This window comes from Arthrobacter sp. Leaf141, assembly GCF_001424565.1.
GTDB lineage: Bacteria > Actinomycetota > Actinomycetes > Actinomycetales > Micrococcaceae > Arthrobacter.
The window spans coordinates 21504-43120 of record NZ_LMOL01000045.1; the positions used below are offsets into that span (position 1 = coordinate 21504).

Annotated in this window: 20 protein-coding genes; 6 read left to right on the top strand and 14 right to left on the bottom strand. The window is 67.2% G+C overall.

Translation table 11 applies throughout. The features are described from left to right. Positions 1-255 precede the first annotated feature (255 nt). Complete coding sequence (locus tag ASF72_RS18725; protein ID WP_056601393.1) at positions 256-1344, top strand: FUSC family protein; 1089 nt, start codon at positions 256-258, stop codon at positions 1342-1344. Here the strand turns inward: ASF72_RS18725 and ASF72_RS18730 are convergent. The 5 genes from ASF72_RS18730 to ASF72_RS18750 form a co-directional block, all read right to left on the bottom strand. After that, positions 1312-2085, bottom strand: coding sequence for an SDR family NAD(P)-dependent oxidoreductase (locus tag ASF72_RS18730; protein ID WP_056601396.1), 774 nt, complete (start codon positions 2083-2085; stop codon positions 1312-1314). The genes ASF72_RS18725 and ASF72_RS18730 overlap by 33 nt on opposite strands. Before the next feature lie 136 nt (positions 2086-2221). After that, positions 2222-4051, bottom strand: a complete 1830-nt coding sequence (locus ASF72_RS18735) for an IucA/IucC family protein (protein WP_082484569.1) — start codon at positions 4049-4051, stop codon at positions 2222-2224. Continuing rightward, on the bottom strand, positions 4048-4614 hold the full coding sequence (locus ASF72_RS18740; RefSeq protein ID WP_056601399.1) for a GNAT family N-acetyltransferase: 567 nt from the start codon (positions 4612-4614) through the stop codon (positions 4048-4050). Before ASF72_RS18740 ends, ASF72_RS18735 begins: the two co-directional genes overlap by 4 nt. Further along, on the bottom strand, positions 4611-5936 hold the full coding sequence (locus ASF72_RS18745; RefSeq protein WP_056601403.1) for a lysine N(6)-hydroxylase/L-ornithine N(5)-oxygenase family protein: 1326 nt from the start codon (positions 5934-5936) through the stop codon (positions 4611-4613). Before ASF72_RS18745 ends, ASF72_RS18740 begins: the two co-directional genes overlap by 4 nt. After that, complete coding sequence (locus tag ASF72_RS18750) at positions 5933-7519, bottom strand: pyridoxal phosphate-dependent decarboxylase family protein (RefSeq protein ID WP_056601760.1); 1587 nt, start codon at positions 7517-7519, stop codon at positions 5933-5935. The genes ASF72_RS18745 and ASF72_RS18750 overlap by 4 nt, the downstream gene beginning before the upstream one ends. A gap of 341 nt (positions 7520-7860) precedes the next feature. On the opposite strand from ASF72_RS18750, the gene ASF72_RS18755 reads away from it, so the two are divergent. Further along, positions 7861-8211 carry a hypothetical protein gene (locus tag ASF72_RS18755; RefSeq protein WP_157371082.1) on the top strand — a complete coding sequence of 117 codons (351 nt, stop codon included), beginning with the start codon at positions 7861-7863 and terminating at the stop codon, positions 8209-8211. Between the two features lie 189 nt (positions 8212-8400). After that, complete coding sequence (locus ASF72_RS18760; RefSeq protein WP_056601409.1) at positions 8401-8763, top strand: hypothetical protein; 363 nt, start codon at positions 8401-8403, stop codon at positions 8761-8763. 12 nt (positions 8764-8775) lie between these two features. On the opposite strand, the gene ASF72_RS18765 is transcribed toward ASF72_RS18760, so the two are convergent. The 6 genes from ASF72_RS18765 to ASF72_RS18790 all read right to left on the bottom strand — a co-directional run bounded on the left by ASF72_RS18765 (position 8776) and on the right by ASF72_RS18790 (position 14501). Continuing rightward, the gene (locus ASF72_RS18765) at positions 8776-9105 is read right to left on the bottom strand and encodes a GNAT family N-acetyltransferase (RefSeq protein ID WP_050685547.1); all 330 of its coding nucleotides are present in this window, start codon (positions 9103-9105) and stop codon (positions 8776-8778) included. A gap of 67 nt (positions 9106-9172) precedes the next feature. Next, on the bottom strand, positions 9173-9577 hold the full coding sequence (locus ASF72_RS18770) for a DUF1304 domain-containing protein (RefSeq protein ID WP_056601414.1): 405 nt from the start codon (positions 9575-9577) through the stop codon (positions 9173-9175). 38 nt (positions 9578-9615) lie between these two features. Continuing rightward, positions 9616-10467 carry a class II fructose-bisphosphate aldolase gene (locus ASF72_RS18775; protein ID WP_050685545.1) on the bottom strand — a complete coding sequence of 284 codons (852 nt, stop codon included), beginning with the start codon at positions 10465-10467 and terminating at the stop codon, positions 9616-9618. After that, positions 10467-11933: a GntP family transporter gene (locus ASF72_RS18780; protein WP_056601417.1), complete on the bottom strand. Its 1467-nt coding sequence runs from the start codon at positions 11931-11933 to the stop codon at positions 10467-10469. Before ASF72_RS18780 ends, ASF72_RS18775 begins: the two co-directional genes overlap by 1 nt. 126 nt (positions 11934-12059) lie before the next feature. Continuing rightward, a complete protein-coding gene (locus tag ASF72_RS18785; protein ID WP_056601420.1) occupies positions 12060-12959 on the bottom strand; it encodes an NAD(P)-dependent oxidoreductase in 900 nt (299 codons plus the stop codon). Positions 12960-13007: 48 nt separating this feature from the next. Then, positions 13008-14501: a four-carbon acid sugar kinase family protein gene (locus ASF72_RS18790; RefSeq protein ID WP_056601423.1), complete on the bottom strand. Its 1494-nt coding sequence runs from the start codon at positions 14499-14501 to the stop codon at positions 13008-13010. A gap of 170 nt (positions 14502-14671) precedes the next feature. On the opposite strand from ASF72_RS18790, the gene ASF72_RS18795 reads away from it, so the two are divergent. Further along, a complete protein-coding gene (locus tag ASF72_RS18795; protein ID WP_056601426.1) occupies positions 14672-15376 on the top strand; it encodes a FadR/GntR family transcriptional regulator in 705 nt (234 codons plus the stop codon). Between the two features lie 121 nt (positions 15377-15497). On the opposite strand, the gene ASF72_RS18800 is transcribed toward ASF72_RS18795, so the two are convergent. The 3 genes from ASF72_RS18800 to ASF72_RS18810 are packed head-to-tail and all read right to left on the bottom strand — an operon-like array spanning position 15498 to position 19029. Continuing rightward, complete coding sequence (locus ASF72_RS18800; protein ID WP_235504795.1) at positions 15498-16514, bottom strand: LacI family DNA-binding transcriptional regulator; 1017 nt, start codon at positions 16512-16514, stop codon at positions 15498-15500. Positions 16515-16531: 17 nt separating this feature from the next. Beyond that, positions 16532-18112 carry a glycoside hydrolase family 43 protein gene (locus tag ASF72_RS18805; RefSeq protein ID WP_056601430.1) on the bottom strand — a complete coding sequence of 527 codons (1581 nt, stop codon included), beginning with the start codon at positions 18110-18112 and terminating at the stop codon, positions 16532-16534. Then, a complete protein-coding gene (locus ASF72_RS18810) occupies positions 18109-19029 on the bottom strand; it encodes a DUF6807 family protein (protein WP_050685538.1) in 921 nt (306 codons plus the stop codon). Before ASF72_RS18810 ends, ASF72_RS18805 begins: the two co-directional genes overlap by 4 nt. A gap of 280 nt (positions 19030-19309) precedes the next feature. Here ASF72_RS18810 and ASF72_RS18815 point away from each other — a divergent pair, with 280 nt between their 5' ends. Both ASF72_RS18815 and ASF72_RS18820 read left to right on the top strand, forming a co-directional pair. Continuing rightward, the gene (locus tag ASF72_RS18815; RefSeq protein WP_056601433.1) at positions 19310-20614 is read left to right on the top strand and encodes an ABC transporter substrate-binding protein; all 1305 of its coding nucleotides are present in this window, start codon (positions 19310-19312) and stop codon (positions 20612-20614) included. Positions 20615-20654: 40 nt separating this feature from the next. Further along, positions 20655-21608, top strand: a complete 954-nt coding sequence (locus ASF72_RS18820; protein WP_050685536.1) for a carbohydrate ABC transporter permease — start codon at positions 20655-20657, stop codon at positions 21606-21608. The last annotated feature ends 9 nt before the right edge of the window (positions 21609-21617 follow it).

Genomic DNA, 21617 nt, shown 5'->3' on the forward strand with positions numbered 1-21617 from the left:
CACCGCGCGGCAGCCGTTTCCCGGCTGCCGCGCAGGGCACTTGCAGCAGCCCACGCTCACAGGGCCCGTCCCGCGCTCTTCCCAGGAAGCCGCGGGGCGGGCCCTTGCCGTGCCACCCGCCGGACTTCCAGCCACAAGGCCCGGCCGGGCAAGCCTTCCATGACGGTGCAGGGCCCGCCGGAAATGACTCCGGGCCGGGGCCGGTGATAGTTTCCGAAGGGCCAAGAGGCCAGCGGCTGACAGGAATGGTTGGGCATGAACCGAGTGGTGGAGCAGGTGCGCGCGCTGCACCGCCTGGAACCCGCTGACAACGACAGCGCCGCCGCTGTCCGCGTTGCCGTCAGCGTCGCACTGCCGTCCCTGCTCCTGCTGGCCGCGGGCCGGACGGACCTCATCATCTACGCGGTGTTCGGTGGCCTCACCGCTATGTACGGCAGGTCCTCACCCCATCTCCTGCGCCTCCGGCACCAGGGCCGGGCTGCCGGCATGCTCCTGGGCGGGGTGGCTGTGGGCGTTGTCCTGTCCGCAAACCACCTGCAATCCTGGTGGCTCGTGGGGGTGGAAGCCACACTGGCTGGCGCGGGATCGGTCTACGCCGACCGGATGCGGCTCAAACCGGCGGGACCCTTCTTTGGAATCCTGGCCCTCGGGGCCTGCGCCTCGGTCCCCGCCTCGGTCCCCTGGTTCGTGGCGCTGCTGATCGCCTCGGGATCGGCGGCCCTTTCCCTTGCCGTGGGCCAGGCCGGCCGGCTGGCCCCGGCAGGCCGCCGTCGGACGTCTCCGGAACCTTCCGCGGCGGGCCGGACCGGACGCCGCGAACTCCTGATCCACGCCGCCCGCTACGTGCTGGCGGTGGGCGCCGCAGGTTCCGTGGGGGTCATCAGCGGCAGCGGCCATCCGCACTGGGCCATGGCGGCTGCCGCCGTGCCGCTGGCCGGCGCCGACCTGCCCAGCAGCGTCCGCCGCGGCATCCACCGGATCGTGGGAACGTTTGTGGGCCTTGCCGTCACCGCAGCCGTGATCCTTCCCGGCCCGTGGTCGGTTGCAGCGCTGGTTCCGGGAAACGAGGCGGTGCTGCTGGCCCTGCTGGTGATCGTGTTCCAGTTTGCGACCGAGCTGTTCATGACCCGCCACTACGGGCTGGCGATGGTCTGGTTCACCCCGGTGATCCTGTTGATGACGCAGCTCGCCGCCCCCGCGGATCCCACCGTGCTGATCGCGGAACGGGCGGTGGAAACCCTGGTGGGGGCGCTGGTGGGGATCGCGGTGGTGGTGGCGGTCCGGCGGCCGGGGACCCGCTCCCCCGCCGCGCTACTGGGCCTTGCGCGCCGGGCCCGCCATTAGCCTGGCCGGCGCCAATTTGGCCAGCACGGCCACCGCTTTGTACCGCTTTGACGGGACGCATACGGCCCGGCCCCGATGGTTGGCCGCCAGCCCTTCCCGGACCACCCTTTCCGCGTCCAGCCACGCCCAGGCCGGAGCCATCGGCTGGTCCATTCCCAGCCGCTGATGGAATTCGGTGTGGGTCAGGCCGGGGCACACCGCCGTAACTTTGATGCCCCGGGCACGGTAAGCGAAGTTGGCCCACCGGCTAAAGCTGAGCAGCCACGCCTTGGCCGCCGAGTAGGTCCCGCGCGGCAGGAACGCGGCGATGCTGGCCACGTTGATGATCCGGCCGCCGCCACGGGCCAGCATGCCCTGCACAGCGGCGTGGGTCAGCACCATCGCCGTTTCAGCGTGGAGTTTCAGGTTCCGCTGCTCCTCGCCGATGACGTTGTCCTCGAAGTCATGCAGCAGCCCGGTCCCGGCGTTGTTCACCAGGATGCCTACCGGCCGGTCCGGGAGCGACAGGCGTTCGACGACGGCGGCCACCCCGGCGTCGTCCGCCAGGTCTGCGGGGAGTACTTCAGTGGTGGTCCCGTACTGCTGGGCCAGGGCGCCCGCGACCTCTTCCAGCCGGGCACGGTTCCGCGCCACGAGCACCAGGTTGCAGCCCTGCGCTGCGAGCTGACGGGCGAACTCCGCGCCCAGGCCCGAACTGGCGCCGGTGATAAGGGCAGTGGTTCCGCGTGCTGGTTGGCTCATCCGGCCAGCCTAGTCCGGCGGATTCTGCACGATCATTCCCGCGGGCCCCGTGGCCGGCCCCGGAAAGACGGGCCAGCAGGCGGGCCGAGCCGGTTGATGGTGCAGAATCCGACGGCGGGCGCGGAGACAGGCCCGGCTAGGCGAACCGGGCCAGCGGGTTGGCCAGGCGGCCCGCCATCTGCAGCCCGCCGGAGGGATCCGTCAGGTCCAGCATCTGCTGGTTGTTCCGCAGCTGTAGCCGGTTCAGGCAGGACAGCTCGAAGTCGGCGGCGAACAGGTCATGCCGGGCAAACTGGTCCGCCAGTTCGGGGTGCTCCGCCTGGTAGCCGGCGATCGCCCGGGCCGCGATGGCCCAGAAGTCCTCCTGGCGCAGCGTCCCGTCCTCATCCAGGAGGGCCGAAAGGAACCGGAAGATGCAGTCGAAGATGTCGGTGAAGATGGCCAGCACCTTCTCACTGTCCGGGATGGCGACCTGGATCCGGGAAACCTCCGCAGGCAGCTCGAGCCGGGTCCCCATCACCACAATCTCCTCGGCGATGTCCTTCATCACGGCCCGCACCGGGACCCCGTCCTGCAGCACCAGGATCACGTTCTCGCCGTGCGGCATAAACGCCAGCTCGTACCGGTAGAGGCAGTGGACCAGCGGCACCAGGTACGCCTCGAAGTAGCGGCTCACCCACTCGGCAGCGGCCAGCCCGGACCGTTCGATCAGGGCGGAAACCATGGGCCTGCCATCGGCGTCGACGTGCAGGAGCGAGGCCATGGTGGCCAACTGCTGCCCGTCCGCCAGCAGCGGCAGCGGACTTTCCCGCCACAGCGCGGAGAGCATCTTCCGGTATGCCGAGCCAGGGTCGGAGCCGGCCTCGTAGTAGCCGTTGTGGTAACCGATGGCTGCGACCTCGCCGATCATCGTGAAGCCGCGCTGCTGCAGGGCACCGTCCGCTTCAATCAGTCCACGCAGCCAGTCGTTGATGGCCGGGGTGGCCTTCATGTACTGGGGGGAGAGACCGCGCATAAAGCCCATGTTCAGGACGGACATGGCCGTCTTGACGTAGGACTTCGCCGGCTGGTCGGTGTTGAAGAACGTCCGGATGGACTGCTGCGCCTGGTACTTCTCGGTGCCGGTGCCCAGGTAGACGATCCGTTGCCTGGCGATTTCCGCCGCAAACGTGACGGTCAGCTTGTTCTCCCACTGCCAGGGGTGCACCGGCAGGAAGAAGTACAGGTCGGGGTCCAGGCCCTGGAGCCGGAGTTCCGCGTTGAAGTCCCCCACCAGGCCGCCCAGTTCAGCATCCAGGTGGGCTCGGTAGTCCAGGCCCTGGCTGGCCGTGAAGACAGCGTGGCTGCGCGCGGCCGCGACCCACACCAGCTGGACCGGGGCGCCGGTTTCCGGTGCGAACGCCAGGTAGTCCCCGATCCCGAAGCCCAGCCGGCCGTTGTTCGCCACAAAACAGGGGTGCCCCTCGGTCATGCTGCGTTCAATGGCCTGGAAGTCCGCGGCAGCATCCAGCCCGCCGGTCACACCTGCTGCGAGTTCGGCGGCGGCCGGTTGCCCGGCCCACTGCTTGTACGCGTGGCTGGCCAGCGTGCTGCTGACTTCCTCGAGGTACACGGGCAGCATGGCGGTGTTGATCCCCAGCGTGCCGTGGAACGCGGTGATGAAGTCCAGGACGTCCAGCGGCGCTTCCCTGCCGTCCCGGAAGCCGCGGATGGAGCCCGGATCGATGGACCAGTGGTCCAGTTCCAGCAGCCGGGCGGTGAAGCGGTATTCGGAGCTGCCGTCGTCGCTCACCACCCGGTAGCCGCCGTCGAGGGGTTCCGGCGAGAGGATGCGTTCGTGGGAGAACTCGGCGAGCGCCTTCCGGAGCAGGTGCCGGTTGGCGATGTCCCAGCGGTCGGCGGCCAGGTGCGGGGCTTCGGCGGCCCGGTATCCGGCGGTGGGTGCAGGATCGAGGTGGATGGTCACAGTGCGGCTCCCTGAGGGATGGGGGTGGGAAGGTTCAGTGCGGCGCGGGCGGTGAGGTAGTCGGCGCGGATGCAGAAGCTGAGCAGCGCTTCCTTGTCCGGCAGGGTGACGAGGCCGGCGGGTTGGAACCCGAGCCGTTCGTTGAGGGCGTGGATCCGGGTGTTGCGCGCGTCAGGTTCAACCACCACGCGTTCCACGTCCGGGCGGGCGAAGATCCGGTCCAGGACGGCGTCCATCACGGCAGTGGTGTACCCGGCTTCCGGGCCGGACGACGGCGGCGCCACCAGCAGGTGCATCCCCACGTCGCCGGGCTCCTCGGCATAGACCGCGGCCAGGGGTGAGGAGCCGGGAAGATATTCCTCCATCAGGAAGGCGGGGACGCCGCCGTCGAGCCCCAGCAGCGCGTGGTGGTGGCCGCTGGCCTGGATGGTCCGGTATTCCTGCACCACGTCCTCGACGCTGGCGGAAAGCATGCCCCAGAAGGAGGCGTAAGGTTTGGTCACCCAGCTGTGGAGGAGCGGTGCGTCGGCGGTGGCGTCGAGGCAGCGGAAGGTGAACCTCATGCGGGCACCTCCGCCGCGACGCCTGCCGGGGCACCGAACTGCTGGAAAGCGATGCTGCGTTCCACCGGGTAGACCTCGCGGCCGGTGATCGCGCGCAGGATGCAGGAGTTGCGGTAGGCGCCCATGCCCAGATCCGGGGTAACGAATCCGTGGGTGTGGAGTTCGGCATTCTGGACAAATATCTCGCCGGGTTCGACGCCGGTGCTGTAGTTCCGGTCCACGGCGAACCTCCCGGCGCTGTCCCGGGCGATCCGGTCCTGCACACCGGCCAGGAATTCCGGTTCGTGGTATCCGTACCCGGTGGCCAGGACCACGGCTTCGCTGTCCAGCGTGTAGGAGCTGCCCTGCTCGCCATGCTCGAGGTGCAGCGTGTGGGTGCCCGCAGCCGGGTCCCACTCGGCGGCGGTGAGCGTGGAGTGGGTCAGCAGCTGCGTGTCCACCAGCCCGGAGATGCTGCGGGTGTAGAGGAGGTCATAGATGGCGTCGATCAGGTCCGAGTTGATGCCCTTGTAGAGGTTCTTCTGCGCCTTGTTCAGGTGGTCCCGCTGCTCCTGCGGAAGTGCGTGGAAGTAGTCCACGTATTCGGGGGAGGTCATTTCGAGGGTCAGCTTGGTGTATTCCAGCGGGAAGAACCGGCCGGACCGGGTGACCCAGTTCAGCTGGTAGCCGTGGGTTCCGGATTCCTGCAGGAGCTCGTAGTAGATCTCCGCGGCGCTTTGGCCGCTGCCCAGGATGGTGATGCTGCGCTGCTGCTGCAGTTCGTCCTTCCGGGCCAGGTAGTCGGCGTTGTGGATGGCCAGTCCCCCGGTTCCCGCTCCGGAGCGGGCCAGGATGTCGCGGCCGGACGCGGGGACGTACGGCGAGGTTCCGGTGCCCAGCACCAGCCGCCGGGCCAGCAGTACCTCCGGCCCGGCCGGGCCGGACACGGTGAGCCGGTACACCCCGCCGTCGTGCGTGATGTCCCGGACCGTGGTGCCAAAGCGGACGGACGGCAGCTGGCCGGCCACCCATTGGCAGTACTGGTTGTACTCTGCGCGCAGGGGGTAGAAGTTTTCCCGGATGTAGAAGCGGTACAGCCTGCCCGTCTGCTTCAGGAAGTTCAGGAAGGAGTACGGGGAGGTGGGGTCTGCCAGGGTGACGAGGTCGGCCATAAACGGGACCTGGAGGTGGGCCGGTTCCAGCATCATGCCAGGGTGCCAGTCGAAGGATTCGCGCTGCTCCAGGAAAACCCCGGCCAGCTCCTCGATCGGTTCGGCCAGGGCGGCGAGGCCCAGGTTGAAGGGCCCCACGCCGATGGCTGCGAAGTCGTGGATGCGGCTCATGCTGCCACCCCGTCCTGCAGCAGGTCCGCGCCGGTCCGGCGCAGCAGGTCCACGATCCCGGCGATATCCTCCAGGGTTGCCTCAGCGTTGAGGAGGGTGAACTTCAGGTAGTGGCGCCCGGCAACCTTGGTGCCGGCCACCACGGCCTGGCCGGAGGCGAAGACGGCGGCGCGGATGGCGGGGTTCAGCACGTCAGCGGCGTCCTCGGAAAGCCGGCTGCCGTCAGCGAGCAGGGGCCGGTACCGGAATACCAGGGTGCTCAACTGGGGCTGGGCGGCGAGCTCAAACCCGTCATCAGCATCAAGGAGCGCCCCCACCCGGGAGGTCAGGTCGATCGCCTCGTCGAACAGTGCGCCGATGGCGTCCGCGCCCATGATGCGCAGGGTGAGCCAGAGCTTGAGGGCATCGAAGCGCCGGGTGGTCTGGATGCTTTTGTCCACCTGGTTGGGGATGTCGGCCAGGGCGGCGCTTTCCGGGTTGAGGTAGTCGGCGTAGTAGGTGATGTGGCGCAGCATGGCGCGCTCGCGGACCAGCAGGGCGCTGGAGCTGACCGGCTGGAAGAAGGTTTTGTGGAAGTCCACGGTGACGGAATCCGCCAGCCGGGTGCCGTCAAGGAGGTGCCGGTAGCGGCCGGAGACCATCAGGCCGCCGCCGTAGGCAGCGTCAACGTGGAGCCAGGCGCCGTAGGCGCGGGCCAGTGCGGCGAGCTCGGCCAGCGGGTCCACGGAGCCGAAGTCGGTGGTGCCTGCGGTGGCGATCACAGCCATGGGGGTGAGCCCGGCGTCGGTGGCGTCAGCCATTGCGGCGGCCAGCGCGGCCGGGTCCATCCGATGGTCGGGGGTGCACGGCACGGTGATCACGGCGTCGAACCCCAGGCCCAGCATGGACGCTGACTTCTGGATGCTGAAATGGCTGTCCTCCGAAGTGAAGATGCGCAGGGTGTCCAGCAGCGCCGGCAGCCGGAGGCCGCTGCGGGCCGGGTCCTGCCGGAGGCCGGCTACGGCGTGGTTGCGGGCGATCAGGAGGGCCTGCAGGTTGGACTGGCTGCCGCCGGAGGTGAAGATGCCATCAGCGTCGGCGCCGAGGTGCAGCCGGTCCGCGGCCCAGTCGATGAGGCGCCGCTCGATCATGGTGGCGCCGGCGCTCTGGTCCCACGTGTCCAGGGAGGAGTTGACGGCGGACAGGATGGCTTCGCCCACCAGCGCCGGGATGACCACGGGGCAGTTCAGGTGCGCGGCGTATTTGGTGTCGTGGAAGTAGACGGCGTCCCGGAGGTATACCCCTTCGAGTTCCGCCAGCGCCTCCGCGGTATCCGGCAGCGGCGTTTCCAGGTCCACGGCGGCCACCCGGGCCTGCAGCTCCGCAGGTCCGACGCCGGTGAACGGCTGGGTGCTCCGCTCCAGTTTGGTGGCAACTGCGGTCACGCCCTGCAGCACCTGCGCCACGTAGCGGGGGGAATTCCTGGCGTTCAGCAGATGGTTGGAGGCGCCAAGTGCCAGCTCCACGCGGGAGCCGAAATCCTGGCCCGGCAGCTCCTGAAGCGGTCGCGGTTGGTCCACGGGTAACTCGTCAAGGCGGGGCATCAGCGGCACTGGTATTCCTTCGGTCAGCGTTGTACGTCGAATTGCATAGGCAAGCCTTACTTAGGTAACCCTTTTAATCAAACTTCTGTGATGTATTTATCCCGGGCGCCCGGAATTGAACGATTCAACGGCCTGCGGGGCGTCATTGACTGGCAGTCCGTGGAACCGTCCGGCAGAATATGCGGCCCGCCAGGTGCCAACGATGGCGCCGGGATGATTCGGGGCAGTGCCGGGACGATTCCGGAATGGTGCCGCAACGACGCCCTTGACGCCAACGGCCCTGCGCGGCCTAGGGTGGATGGACCGGGCGCCCGAACGGAGCCTGGGAACCAGGGGGAACAATGGAACAGCCAATGGGCGCGGTGACCTTCCGCGAAGTGGACCAGCACGGAAACCGGATTCCGGATGGGGGCGCCGGTGAACCGCCGGAGCCGGGCGAAAAATCGCCCGGCTTCAGCGTGAACCCGTTCATTGTTGTGCTCTGGCTGCTGGCCGCAGCCCTGGTGGTGGGCGGCCTGGCTGTCCTGTTCGGCGGAGCCGGCACAACCGTCATGTCCTTCGGATCCACCAACGGCCCGCCCCTGGCCTACCTATTGATGTCTTTCAGTCCGCAGCTCATCGTCTCGGGGCTGGCGACGGCCATGGTGCTGTTGTTCTGGCATGCCTTCCAATGGCAGCGGCGCCGGGGCTGAACCCGGCGCAACGGCAACGACCCTCTTTCCCGCGCCCCGCAGCGGGCGAAGAAGGACCTAGTGGCGGCCGCAATTTGGCCGCAGGTACTAAGCATGCTTGGCTTGTTGGAAGCGCAAAGCTCCGCAAGCAGTTCGCGGCGGGCCCTGCCAACGCCGGCAGGCCCGTGAAGAAGCCCAAGGAAAAATACCATGCCCAGCACCGTAGAGCCCCTTCTGGCGGCACCACTCCCCGACCCTCCGGGCAGTCCGGAGGTACCGGCCGGACCGGTGGACGTGGAGCTGATGGCCACACTCAGCACCCGGATGCATTGCAGGACACCCATGCAGCGGGTGGACCCGGGCTCCTCCCCCATCCGCGAACCAGTGCACGTTGATATTGCCGCTCCGATGCAGGTCGGGGACGGGCCGGCTCAACGTGGGATGCCGGCGGACCGTTTGGCATTGCAGGAGCAGGGCGGCCCCGCTGACAGCGCCGCCATGGCAGAAAGGGCGGTCACGTACCGTTGCGCCTGCGGGTTCACCATCGACGGTCCGGCCGACGAACTGCCCTGACCCGCCGTAGGGTCAGCTTTCCGGCCAGTCCACAAACTGGCCGTAGCCCTCGTGCTTGCGCAGGTAACCGGCAATAAACGGGCAATGCGGAATGATCCGCTTTCCGGTGGCCACAACATCGTCCAGCGCAAAATGCGCCAGGACCTTGCCCAGGCCCTGGCCTTCGAACCCTGCCGAGGTTTCGGTGCGGATGAAGTCAACGTGTCCGGGCTGGTCCTCGAAGAACGACTGGACGGCGAGGGTTCCTCCCACATGCAGTTCGTAGCGGTGGTCCGCGTCATTGCGGGCCAGCGCTACGTCCGGCGCAAAGGTGTCTTCCGTGGACATGGTGTTCTCGGTCATGGTTCGACAGTGGCACTACTTGGCCCCGCTGGCAATGCTCACCGGCGCGGCGGAACGGCGGGCAACGCTAGGACGTGACGGCAATCAGGCCAAGCACGACGGCGATCAGCGGGGTGATCCCCTGCGTCACCGCAGGCCGGAGGTTCTTTTTGCCGCTCAGTGCCAGGACCAGGGCGGCGAGCAGCATGGAGCCGCAGCAAGCGAAGACCAGGGTCCAGCCGGCCACGTCCTGCGCCGAGCCGTCGCCACCGAAGGCCACCAGGGCAAGCCCGATGAAGGCGCCGATCGCCAGGAACAGGTTGTAGAAACCCTGGTTGTAGGCGAGCGACTTGGTGGTTTCGGCGTCCTGCTGGGAGGCGATGTTGAAGCGCTTCCACGTGGCGGGTTTGGTCCAGTTCACCGACTCCAGCGTGAAGATATAAACGTGCAGGGCTGCTGCCAGGAAAACGAAGACAAGGGAGGCCAGGATCATGGCTTGATCCTAGCCTCCCTGCACCAACGGTGGTGTCCCTACCTGCTCAGTGTCTCCAACGTGCCGGTGGCGAAATCTGACGCCGTCCGGTCCCAGCGGCCCAGCAGGGCCTGCAGGTTTTCGCCGTCGGCCCGGTGAGCGGGCAGCTGCTCCTGCAGGGTGGCCAGCACTCCAGTGCGGAGCTCGGTGTTGAAGTTCACCTTCCCCACGTTCATGGCGGCGGCTTTCACCAGTTCCGAAGCGGGAATGCCGGAGGCCCCATGGAGCACCAGGGGAATGTGGGTCCGTACGGCGATGTCCTGCAGCACGTCCCACCGCAGCCGGGGTTCGCCCTTGTATTTGCCGTGCACGTTGCCCACGGCCACAGCCAGCAATCCGGCGCCGGTGCGGGACACAAATTCCTCAACCTGGGCCGAATCGGTCAGGCCTGCGATATCCACTCCGGCAGCGTCATCGCCGAATGCGCGGTCCTCGTCTCCGGCCAGGCCACCCAACTCCGCCTCCAGGACCACATCCGGGCCCAGGAGGGCCCGGGCTGCCAGCACCAAAGCGATGTTTTCCTCAAAGGGCAGGGAGGAGCCGTCAGCGAGGACGGAATCCGCCCCCGCAGCCACGGCGCCGGCCATCACGGCAAGGTCCGTTGCGTGGTCAAGCTGCACGGCAACCGGGACGGTGGCGGCATCCGCCAGGCCACGGAGTGCTGCGATAAGGCGCAGCCCGTTGCGGGTGGCGGCGGTCCTGGGGGCCACCAGCAGGATGACGCCGCGGCCGGATTCCTCCGCGGCACCCACCACGGCAAGGGCTGTGGTGAAGTCGTAGCAGGTGAAGGCCGGCACTGCCGAGCCTTGCTGCAGGGCAGAGGTGACCAGGTGGTCGAGTTGGGTACGCATCAGACGCCCAGGCCTCCCACCAGGATCCAGGCAACAAAGGTCAGCGCGAAGCCGGCAAGGCCCAGGACGGTGGTGAGGACGGTCCAGGTGCGGAGCCCGTCGGAGACGGTGAGGCCGTAGTACCGGACCACTGTCCAGAAACCGGCGTCCGTGACGTGGGACAGGCCAAGTGAGCCGAAGCCAATGGCGATAACGATGACGGCGATCTGCGCAGGCGTGTAGCCGCCCTCCATCACCGCGGAGGTGAGCAGCCCGGTGGTGGTGACAATCGCGACGGTCGCGGAGCCTTGGGCTGCGCGCAGGGCAAGGGAGATGACAAAGCCGAGGGCGATGACGGGCAGGCCCAGGTGGTCCAGGGTCTGGGAGAGCGCCGCGCCGATGCCGGAGGTCCTGAGTACCTCGCCGAACACGCCACCGGCAGCAACCACCATGAGGATGGAAGCGATGGGCGGCAGGGCACCTTCGAAGATTTCACCGGTTTCCTTGAGCGACCAGTTGCGGCGCACGGCGAGCAGGAAGAACGACAGCGCCACGGCCACCAGCAGGGCGAAAAACGGGTTGCCGACGAACGCGGCCAGGCCATACCAGGAATTGTCTTTGGGGATGGTGAGGGTGCCAACGGTGCCGAGCAGGATCTGCACGATGGGGGCGGCAATAAGGAAGATGATCAGACCGGGCCGGGGCGGGGCCTGCGTGGCGGCGCCGGGGCCGTCATGGCCCACCTTCACCAGGGCATCCGAACCGAATTCCTCAACCTGCGCCTTGACCGAGGGCAGGAGTTCGTAGTCCTTGCGGTTCATGATGCTGGCCACCCAGTAGGACAGGAAGCCCAGCGGAATGCAGATAATCAAGGAGATGAGGGTGATAAGCCCAATGTCCGCGCCAAACACGCCGGCACCGGCAACAATGCCCGGATGCGGAGGGACCGCCACGTGGATGGACAGCATGATCCCGGCCATGGGCAGGCCGAACTTGACCGGGTGCACCTTGGCGATTTTGGCGAAGGCATACACGATGGGGACCAGGACGATGACGCCCACTTCGAAGAACACCGGGATGGCGACCAGGAAGCCAACAGCGGTGAGGGCCACAGCCACGCGCTTGGCGCCCAGCTTGTTGGTGAAGTGCGTCGCGAGCGATTGGACGCCGCCGGATACCTCGATCATGCGGCCCAGCACGGCGCCCAGGGCGATAAGCAGCGCCACCTTGCCCATGGTGCTGCCCACACCGTTGGCCACCACGGTGAAGACGTCCTTGAGCGGGATCTGGGCGGCGACGGCCACCATGATGCTGACGGTCAGCAGGGCCACAAACGCCTGGATCTTGAAGCGGATGATCATTACCAGCAGGACGGCGATGCCGAGCGCGGCGATGGTCAGCAGCAGCGGGGTGCCGAGCTCAACGGCGGGTTTGATGGCGGGCGCATCAGCCGCCCGCACCAGCAGCGGCAGTATCGGATGGTTCATGAGGGGTGTCTCCTTTGACGTGCCAGTCTTCCAGAAGACGGGCGATCAGGCGCTTGGGAATTTCTGGTGGGGGTACGACGACGGCGGAGGGGGGACCGCCGTCGTCGTACGTTGTGGGGGTTGCGCTTAGTTGTTGCGCTTGGTGGGCGCGACGACCTTGATGACGGCGGAATCGTCGGCGGCGGCGAGGCCCTGGGCCTGGCCCAGCAGGTAAAGCTGTTCCGCGGCGGCAGCCACCGGCGCTGCGAGGCCGGCGGCCCGGGTGGCTTTGCCCACGATGCCCATGTCCTTGACGAAGATGTCCAGGCGGGACAGGACCTCGGCGCCGTCCTCGGAGTAGGCCTGAAGGATGCGCGGGCCGCGGTTGGAGAGCATAAAGGAGCCGGCTGCACCCGCTTCGAGGGCGGCGAGGGTCTTGGCCTGGTCCAGGCCCAGGGCATCCGCGAGGGCCATGGCCTCAGCCGCGGCGGCGATGTGGACGCCGCAGAGGAGCTGGTTAACGGTCTTCAGGGCCTGGCCGTCGCCGGGCTTGTCGCCCACCACGGTCAGGGTGGAGGCCAGCAGTTCCAGGGCCGGGGCTGCCTTGGTGCGGGCTTCGGGGGACGCACCAACAACGATCAGCAGGTCGCCTTCGCCGGCGCGCTTGGGCCCGCCGGACAAGGGGGCATCCACAAGCTCCACACCGTATTCGGCCAGTTTGGCCACGGTGGCCGGGATGGCTTCGGTGCCCACGGTGCTGCCGAGGATGACGACGGCGCCCGGTTCCAGGACCGAGGCCACGCCGTTTTCGCCGAAGAGGACGTCGTTGAGCTGTTCGCCGTTGCGGACGGCCAGGAGGACGGCGTCCGCCCCCTTGGCGGCTTCGCGGGCGGTGCTGAAGGTGGCGATGCCGGCTTCAGCGGCCAGCTCCAGGCGGGGTTCGGCGATGTCGAAGCCGTGGACCGTGAGCTTGGACGCGAGGCGGGTGGCCATGGGCAGGCCCATGGCGCCAAGGCCAAGGACGGTGACGGTGTAATTGCTGGTCATGGTGTTCTCCGGTGAATTTTGCGGGACGGGGTTAGGAGCCTGTGGGTATTAGAAGGTGGTGCTGAGTTTGCGGGTGACCTGGGCGAGGGACTCGTCGTCGCCCACGTTGCCGGCGAAGACGATGTACGGGATGCCCTTGGCGGGGCCGTCCACCGGTTCCCAGAGGGAGACGATGCCCGGCAGCATGGGGCCGCGGACGATCGCGTGGCGGATCTCAAGGCCGTGGGCTGCGACGTCCGAGGAGGTGATGCCGCCCTTGGCGATCACAAAGCGGGGCGGGAACGTCTTCAGGGTGCGGTTGACCACGGCCACGACGGCGGCGGAAACGGTGCGGGCGATCCGCAGGCTTTCGGCGGGGTCGTCCGTCCTGATCAGCAGGCGGCTGGTGTGGACAATGACGTCGCCGGTGTGGAGGGCTTCGACGACAGTCTCCACCGTGCTGTCGAGGTGTGCGGCGGCGTCCCCGCCCAGGAGCTTCTCGACGTCGATTTCCACGATGCGGGCAGAACTGTGCTGCTCCGTGAGGGCTTTGAGCTGCCGGGTGGTGACGCCCACGTGCGAGCCCACCACGATCAGGCCGCCGGCCCCGGAAGGGTTTTGGCCGGCAAAGGCTTCCCCGCCGCTGAGTTCCGCGCGGATCTCCTGGCCGATCCGGGCCCTGCCGAACGGCGGGCCCACCCGGTACAGGAGTTTTTTGCCGCGGCGTTCGGCTGCGTCGAGGCCAAGGGCCAGGGCACGGAGGTCGTTCTCGGTGACGATGTCCGCCACGATGGGGGTGGAATCATTGGCGGCGTCGAGTGCGTCGGCGATGGCCGCTGCTGAGACTGCGGGGTCGTTGGCTGCTGCGCCGGCGCGGATGGTGTGCAGGTCCAGGACAATGACCGAGCCGGCGGGGAACCGGCCCTGCGACTTCTCCGCCACGTAGTCCTTCAGCACCGACGTGCTGAAGCCAAAGCTGGCATCCCTGGCGAACTCGGTATCGGAGACGGGAATGAGCGTACCTGCGGCCTCGCCCGTGCCGCGCATGTAGTGGACGCCGCCAATGGTGATGCGGCCGGCGTCGGGAAAGGCGGGAACCAGGACCACGCCGTCCGTCGATTTCCCGCTGACGTTGGCCACGGTGGCGGCGATGACGTCAGGCTCCAGCGGGTAATGCCCTCGGAGGGTGGAGTCGCTGCGGCTGACGAACCCAAGCTGCAGGGCCGGCCCGGACTGCGGATCGGAGGCACCCGCGGCGGTGAGGGCGTTGCGGACCACTTCCTCGTTGCGTGCAGCGGCCTCGGCCGGGTCAAGGCTGCGGGTGTTGGTGAGGACGTAGACGGCCGGTTTGGCCTGCCCGAAAGCCCAGGCGAAGTCCGACACTTCCCAGCGGGTGAGCACGGGCAAATCTGCCACGGACTGCGTTCCGGTGGGATCGTCGTCGAGCACTACAAGCATCCGGGGCGCCCCGGCATTCGACTCGGCCACGGTCCTGGCCACCAGCGCGGCGGGGATCTCGAGTTCCGGCGGGTAGGCAGCCAGAACGTCAACTTCAAGCGTCACAATGCACTCCGTTGTGTAGTGATCCGGCACGGCGGATCCCGTTTTATCGACCTGTAAGATGTCTGACATCTAACATTTGAATGTTAGTGTGGCACAGGACATAAAAACGCGCAAGTAGACTTGTCTGACATACCGCGGGGCGTACGCCCACGGCAGCGATCGGGGGCAGCATGGCCAGGAAGTCACTGGTTGGCGTAGTGGCGGACGAGTTGCTGGACCGTATCATCGGCGGCGAATTCCCACCGGGATCCACCGTCCCCGGCGAGCTGGAGCTCAGCGCCCGGCACGATGTCAGCCGGATGACCGTCCGCGAAGCCATGAAGACCCTTGAGGCGCAGCGCATCCTCAGCGTGGAGCGCGGCCGGGGGACGTTTGTTAATCCGCTGAACCGGTGGGCGTCGCTGGAAGCGGTGCTGCGGGCCGCCTCCGAGGGCAGGGACGAGGCCGAGTCCTCCATCCAGCTCATTGAACTGCGGCGGATGCTGGAAACGGGCGCCTGCGAATTGGCGGCGGGCCGGATCGCCGAGGCCGAGGTGGACTCGCTGTTCGCCTACATCACCGCCATGCGGGCCGCCCACCACGTCAACGATGTGGCCGCTTTTGTGGAGGCGGACCTGGCGTTCCACGACATCATCCTGCACGCCTCTGGCAACGTGTTTGTTTCGGTGCTGTTCGAGCCGCTGCACCGGGTACTGGAAAAGCGCCGGACGGAGACATCAGCAGTGCCTGCCATCCAGGAGCATGCCATCGGGCACCACCAGAACATCGCCGAGGCCCTGCAGGCCCGGGATGCGCAGCGGGCCCGGGAGGCCATGGACGCCCACATGCAGCAGACCCTGGATGACCTGCGGAACCTGGTCCTCGGGTCCAGCTAGGGGCGGATCGGCCACGCGGGAGTCAGGCGCCGATCCCGTCGCCGGCCTGGTCCTGACCCGGCTGCGGGAGCTGGAGCTGGTCCGCTGGGACCGGCCTTTGATAGCTGGCCGGGTCGGCAGGTTACCGGGACGGCGGGGCCGTGGTTCCGCGGACCACCAGTTCGGTGGCTACCTCCAGGGCAGTGGGGGCCGCCGACACCGTGCCTTCGCGCTGCTCAGTCAGGATGCCCACCGCCATGGCTGCCATCTGCGCCAGCGGCTGCCGGACGGTAGTGAGCGGCGGGGAGGTCAGGGCGGCCTGGGCGATGTCGTCGAAACCAACAATGCTGAGGTCCCGGGGAACCAGCAGCGAGCGCTGGCCCGCGGCGTTCATCACGCCCAGCGCCTGCAGGTCGCTGCCGGTAAAGATGGCGGTGGGCGGCTCCGGCAGATCCAGCAGCTCGGCGCCCAGCCGCATGCCGGACTCGGTGCTGAAGTCGCCGTCGCGGACCAGTTCCGGCGCCACGGGCAGGCCGGCCTCGTGCAGCGCGGCCGCGTAGGCCGCGTACCGGGCGCGGCCGTGCCCCGGGCTGTGGTTCCGGCCGGTGATAATGCCCACCCGCCGGTGTCCCAGGGCCAGGAGGTGCCCAACGGCGGCCAGCGCGCCGGAGAACGACGCCGGGCTGACGCTGGGGATTGCCAGGCCTTCGGACCCCTCGGGGTCGATGGCCACGGCCGGGATGCGCAGGCTTCGCAGTGCTGTCACCAGGGGTGAACCCCGCCGCGGCGCGAGCAGCATCACGCCGTCCAACCGGTTCACGGAGGGCTCGCGCAGCTTCCGCCACCGCTCGGCGGTGGCGTGTTCGGCACGCGAATACGCCACCGCATAGCCCAGCCGGTCCGCGGCGGACTCCACCCCGGCCATGGTTTCCAGGACCCAGGGGGAATCGAAATTGTTGACCACCAGCTGCAGCATGCCCGGCTGGGCTGCGGGGGTGTTGCGTTTGGAGTAGTCAAGGTCCGCCAGGGCCTGCTGGACCTTGGCCCGGGTGGCATCGGAGACGTGGGTGCGGCCGTTAAGGACCTTGGAGACCGTAGGTACAGAAACTCCTGCGGCTGCCGCGACGTCTGCGATCTTGGGACGCGGGGTGGCGGTCAACGGGGCAGTCCTTGGGTTCATATGGTGGCGGCAACGGCAAGCTGCGGGGCGGAGGCCCGGCGCACGGGCGCAGTATCCACCCGCACGGGTCCCACGATAACACTGCCGCCTTCGGCCGAACCCAGGGGTGAGGTGGCGAAGATGCCCAGCTCGGCACCGATCCACTTGCCCTGCATCACGCTGAAGTTCCAGCCCTGGACTTCCCAGGGGTCTCCCGGGGCTGCCCGCCACGCGAAGGTGGACCGTGGCGAGCCGTCGGTCCTGATCTGCAGCTCAATCCGGGGACCTGCGAACTGCACGGCCCGGCCCAGGGATTCTTCCTGCGGCCCCTCCCCGCCGGTTCCCGCCCCCAACACAAAACCGTCTGCTGTCCGCACGATTCCCAGCCAGGCGTACTTCTGGCCCAGGACCACCACACCCGCCCGGGTTCCAACAGGAACGTCCCGCAGTTCCAGCGATGTGGTGAACGTGGAAGGTGTGCCGGGAAGGATCTGGCCCAGGACGTTGGGCAGTTCACGCAGGTTGACCGGATCGTTGGCCTGCGGGCGGAGTACCAGCTGCCCGCCGCCGGGCGTCGCGGACCACGCCTCCCGCGGGTTGGCCTGCCAGTGCCACTGCTGGCCCAGCCACGGGGAAGCAAAGTCGTCGCTGCCCTCCGGCGCCACGTCCCGCGGTGAAGTACCCGCCGGGTACGGGTGGGTTGCTACCGGGGTTCCCGGTCCGCCGTCGGCCGCCTGCTCCCCCATCCACGGCCAGCCGTCCCCGTCCCAGCCCATGGGCTGGAGGTGGACCACCCGCCCGTAGGGGCCGCGGTCCTGGAAATGCACAAACCAGTCCTCGCCCAGCGGCGTGGTGACCCAGGCGCCCTGGTGCGGACCGTTGACCGCGGAAGCGCCCTGCTCCAGGACCCGGCGCTCCTCGTAGGGGCCAAACGGGGACCTGGACCGGAACACGGACTGCCAGCCGGTGGCCACTCCGCCGGCCGGGGCGAAGATCCAGTACCAGCCGTCCCGCTTGTAGAACTTGGGCCCTTCCAGCGTGGTGAATCCCGGCAGGTCAGCCCCGTTGATGACGTGGGTGCCGTGGTCCAGGAGGCGGCTGGCGTCCGGGCTCATACGGTGCACGGTGAGCCTGTTTTTGACGCCGATCCGGCTGTGGGCCCAGCCATGGACCAGGTAGGCCTCGCCGTCGTCGTCCCACAGCGGGCACGGGTCAATCAGGCCCCGGCCGGGGTATAGGAGGTGCGGGGCGGACCAGGGACCCTCTGCCTTTTCGGCGCTGAGGACAAAGATGCCGTGATCGGGGTCCGGGTAGAAGATCCAGAACCGGCCCGCGTGGTGGCGGATGGCTGGGGCCCAGACGCCGCTGCCGTGCCGGACCAGGGAATAGTGGCTGGCCTGCGGCAGCTGCGCCAGGGCGTGGCCGGCGGGTTCCCAGTCCACGAGGTTCCGCGAGCGGAGCACCGGCAGTCCCGGGACCCGGTTGAAGCTTGAGGCAATGAGGTAGTACACGCCCCTGACCTGCACCACATCGGGGTCGGGCCAGTCAGCGTTGAGGATGGGGTTGCTGTAAACGGGGACGGCGTTCCGGGAAGTCATGATGTCCTGTCGGGCTGGCGTTCGGGATGGAGTCCGGGGTGGTGCCGGAGGAGTTCAAGGGCCTGGCTGGCCGTGTGGAGGGTGCCGTCGTGGATGACGGCGTGCAGGTCCTGGACCAGCGGGGTGTCGGCGTCCGCGGCGGCTTTGGCTGACCAGGCCACGGCCGGGCCGGCGCCGATGTAGCCCTCAGTCCTGATGAACCAGGGCCGGATCAAGGCGGATTGCGCCAGCACCACGCTGACCGGTGCGCCGGCCACGGTGAGGCTGATGGCCAGCCACGGCGAGAGCGAACCATGCGCAGCTTCGGTTCCGGCCCCGTGGTCCGAGAGGACGGTGGGTGGTGTGCTGCTGGCGGAAAAGCGCCAGAAAATGCCGCCGTAGCCGGCACCGTTTCGTCCCTTGACGGCCGACGACGACACCTCCAGCCGCGGCACGGAACCTGCGGGGGTGAGGGCCGAGTCCACGGACAGGCACCACGTTCCGGGACTGGGGTGCGGGTACTGGTTGATCCTGCGGCGTTCCACGGCGAGTTCGTTCCCGTGCTCCGAAAGCCAAGTCAGCGCGCCCTCGAAGCCTGCAGCGTGGGGTGTATCCGGGTTGCCTGTCGCGCTGGTCCATCCTGGCGGGCTGGTTGCCGTCCAGCCGTCCGCACGCTGTGTCCCGTGGTTGGGCAGGATTTGGGGCCCGTTCGCGGCTGTGAAGGTTGAGCCGCCCCAAAAGTTGGTGCCGTTCAGGTCCGAGACGGCGATCGACAGTCCCAAGTGGTGGGCGTGGTCCGCCGGGGAAGCGTCGGTCAGTACGGTTCCGGCAAGCGACCGGATGGGGTGGAGGTAGGGCCGGGGCGAGCTGAGCGGCGGCAGCGCGCTGCCGCCGTTATGGGTTGCCAGGCCGGCAAGGCTTTCGCCGGGCAGGTCCATCGGGCCTCCTTTGGTTTGTGCATCCCGGATGTTTGAAACAGCCTAAAGACTCAGAAAGAAAACGGCAATAGCCCTAGAAACTTTCCGATATATGATTTCGGCTAGTTTGTTATGAAGTGTTGACAGTCACAGTCTTTCCTTGCTAGAAATCGTTTACCGGGAGTTTTGCACTCCGTACACGCGGGTCTGAATCTCACTATGCAGCTCAATGCATCAGAAACTTTCTGCTTTATATAAAATCCGCCTACAAGCAGGGGCAACCAACGAGAGGCGTCATTCAATGAAGAAGGCAACCACTGCGGGCATGCCCCGCCGGCTGTTCATCGGTGCGGCACTGACCGCTGCAGGGCTTGCACTCAGCGGCTGCGGGGGCGGCTCATCCCCCTCGGCAGGCGGCAACGTGGAACTGAACTTCGTTTACTGGGGTGATTCCAACCGCGCCAAGATGACAGATGCCGCGCTGCGGATCTTCGAAGAGAAGAACCCCGGCATCACCGTCAAGAGCGAATACCAGGACAGCGGACCCTACGCGGACAAGCTGGCCACCCGTTTTGCCGGCGGTAATCCCCCGGATGTGCTGAACATGGCCAACCGGAGCCTGCTGGAATACGCGCAGCGGGGCACCCTGGCGGATGTTAAGTCCCTGGACGGCGTGAACCTGGACAAGGTGCCGCAGACCATCCTGGGCCGCGGCGAGGTGGACGGCAAGCTCTATGGGGTTGCTACGGGCGTGACCACGATCGGCATGGTGGTGAACAAGGCGATCACGGATGAGGCCGGCGTCGCCATTCCGGATGACAAGACCTGGAGCTGGGAGGACTACGCAAAGTTCGCCACCGAGATAACGGAGAAAACCGGCGGCAAGGTCTACGGTGCCGGCTACGACGTTGCCACGGAAACCGGACCCATCCTCCTTGCCCGGCAGCGTGGCGAGGACTTTTACACCGAGGACAACAAACTCGGCGTAAGTGCTGAAACCATCGAGAAGTGGTTCCAGTACAGCGTGGACCTGCGGACCGCCGGCGGCTATCCGCCTGCCGGATTCTTTGAGCAGATCGGTGGATCCCCGGCGCAGTCCTATCTGGCCAAGGGCACCGTCGCCTCACAGATTATTCCCATCAACAACTTCAAGGCCTACAACGAAGCCGCCGGCGGCAAGGTGGTGCTGTTACGTATGCCCGGTGAAACCACTGAGGAACGCCGCGGATATTCTGCTGATCCCAGCATGCTGTGGTCCGTCGCAGCCAAGTCCAAGCACCCCGAGGAAGCAGCCAAGCTCCTGGACTTCCTCATCAACGATGCCGAAGGCGCTGCGCAGACCCTGACCCAGCGCGGCGTGCCCATCAACCCGGACGTCGCCGACTCCATCAAGTCACAGCTTGGTCCGGATGACACCGCGTTTGTGGACCTCGTCGCAGCCATCCAGGAAGACGAGCTGCCCGCAGCATATGTCTACCCGAAGGGCGCCAGTGTTGTGGCGGACACCCTGAAGCAGCTCGCCACCGAAGTCGAATTCGGCCGCGTCACGCCGGCCGACGCTGCCAAAACCTTCATCGAGAAGAGCAATGCAGCGATCAACAAGTAATTCCGGTCCCTCTTCCGCGCCGCAGACAGGAGCCTGACGCATGTCCGTGCTGACAAAAGCCGCCCCGGGCGCCGCCGCTGAACTTGCCACGGGCCATCCCGGCAAGCGGCGGCGAAGCACCCCCCGCCGCCGGAACCAGCGGTCAGGTTACCTGTTCCTGCTGCCGTGGTTCCTCGGAATGCTGTTCACCATCATTCCGTTCTTCGCGTCGCTGTACCTGGCGTTCACCGACTACAACCTCTTCACGGAACCGAACTTTGTGGGCCTGGCCAACTTCCAGGCCATGTTCGAGGACCCCCGGCTGCTGCAGTCGCTGAAGGTCACCTTTATCTACACCTTTGTCTCGGTCCCGATCTCCCTGGCCGTGGCGCTGGGGGTGGCCCTGGTCCTGAACCGCGGCCTGCAGGGGCTGGCCATCTACCGCTCCGTCTACTACCTGCCGTCCCTGCTGGGCGGCAGCGTGGCCATCGTGATGCTGTGGCGCTACATCTTCGGCAACGACGGAATCGTCAACGGGTTCCTTGGCATCTTCGGCATCCAGGGTCCGGCCTGGGTCACGGACCCGGAATTCGCCCTCAGCACGCTGGTTGTCCTCAACGTCTGGACCTTCGGTTCACCCATGGTGATCTTCCTGGCCGGCCTGCGGCAGGTCCCCACTATGTACTACGAGGCGGCCTCGATCGACGGCGCGTCCCAGTGGCGGAAATTCCGCAGCATCACCATCCCGCTGATCAGCCCCATCATTTTCTTCAACCTGATCATGCAGCTGATCGGCTCGTTCCAGACCTTTACGCAGGGTTATGTGATGAGCGGCGGCACCGGCGGACCGGCGGACTCAACCCTGTTCTACAACCTGTACCTGTACCAGAAGGGCTTCACCGAATTCGAGATGGGCTATGCCTCCGCCATGGCCTGGCTCCTGCTGATGATCATCGCGATTTTCACCGCCATCAACTTCATCGCATCCAAGTTCTGGGTCTTCTACGACAATTAAGGCAACCCC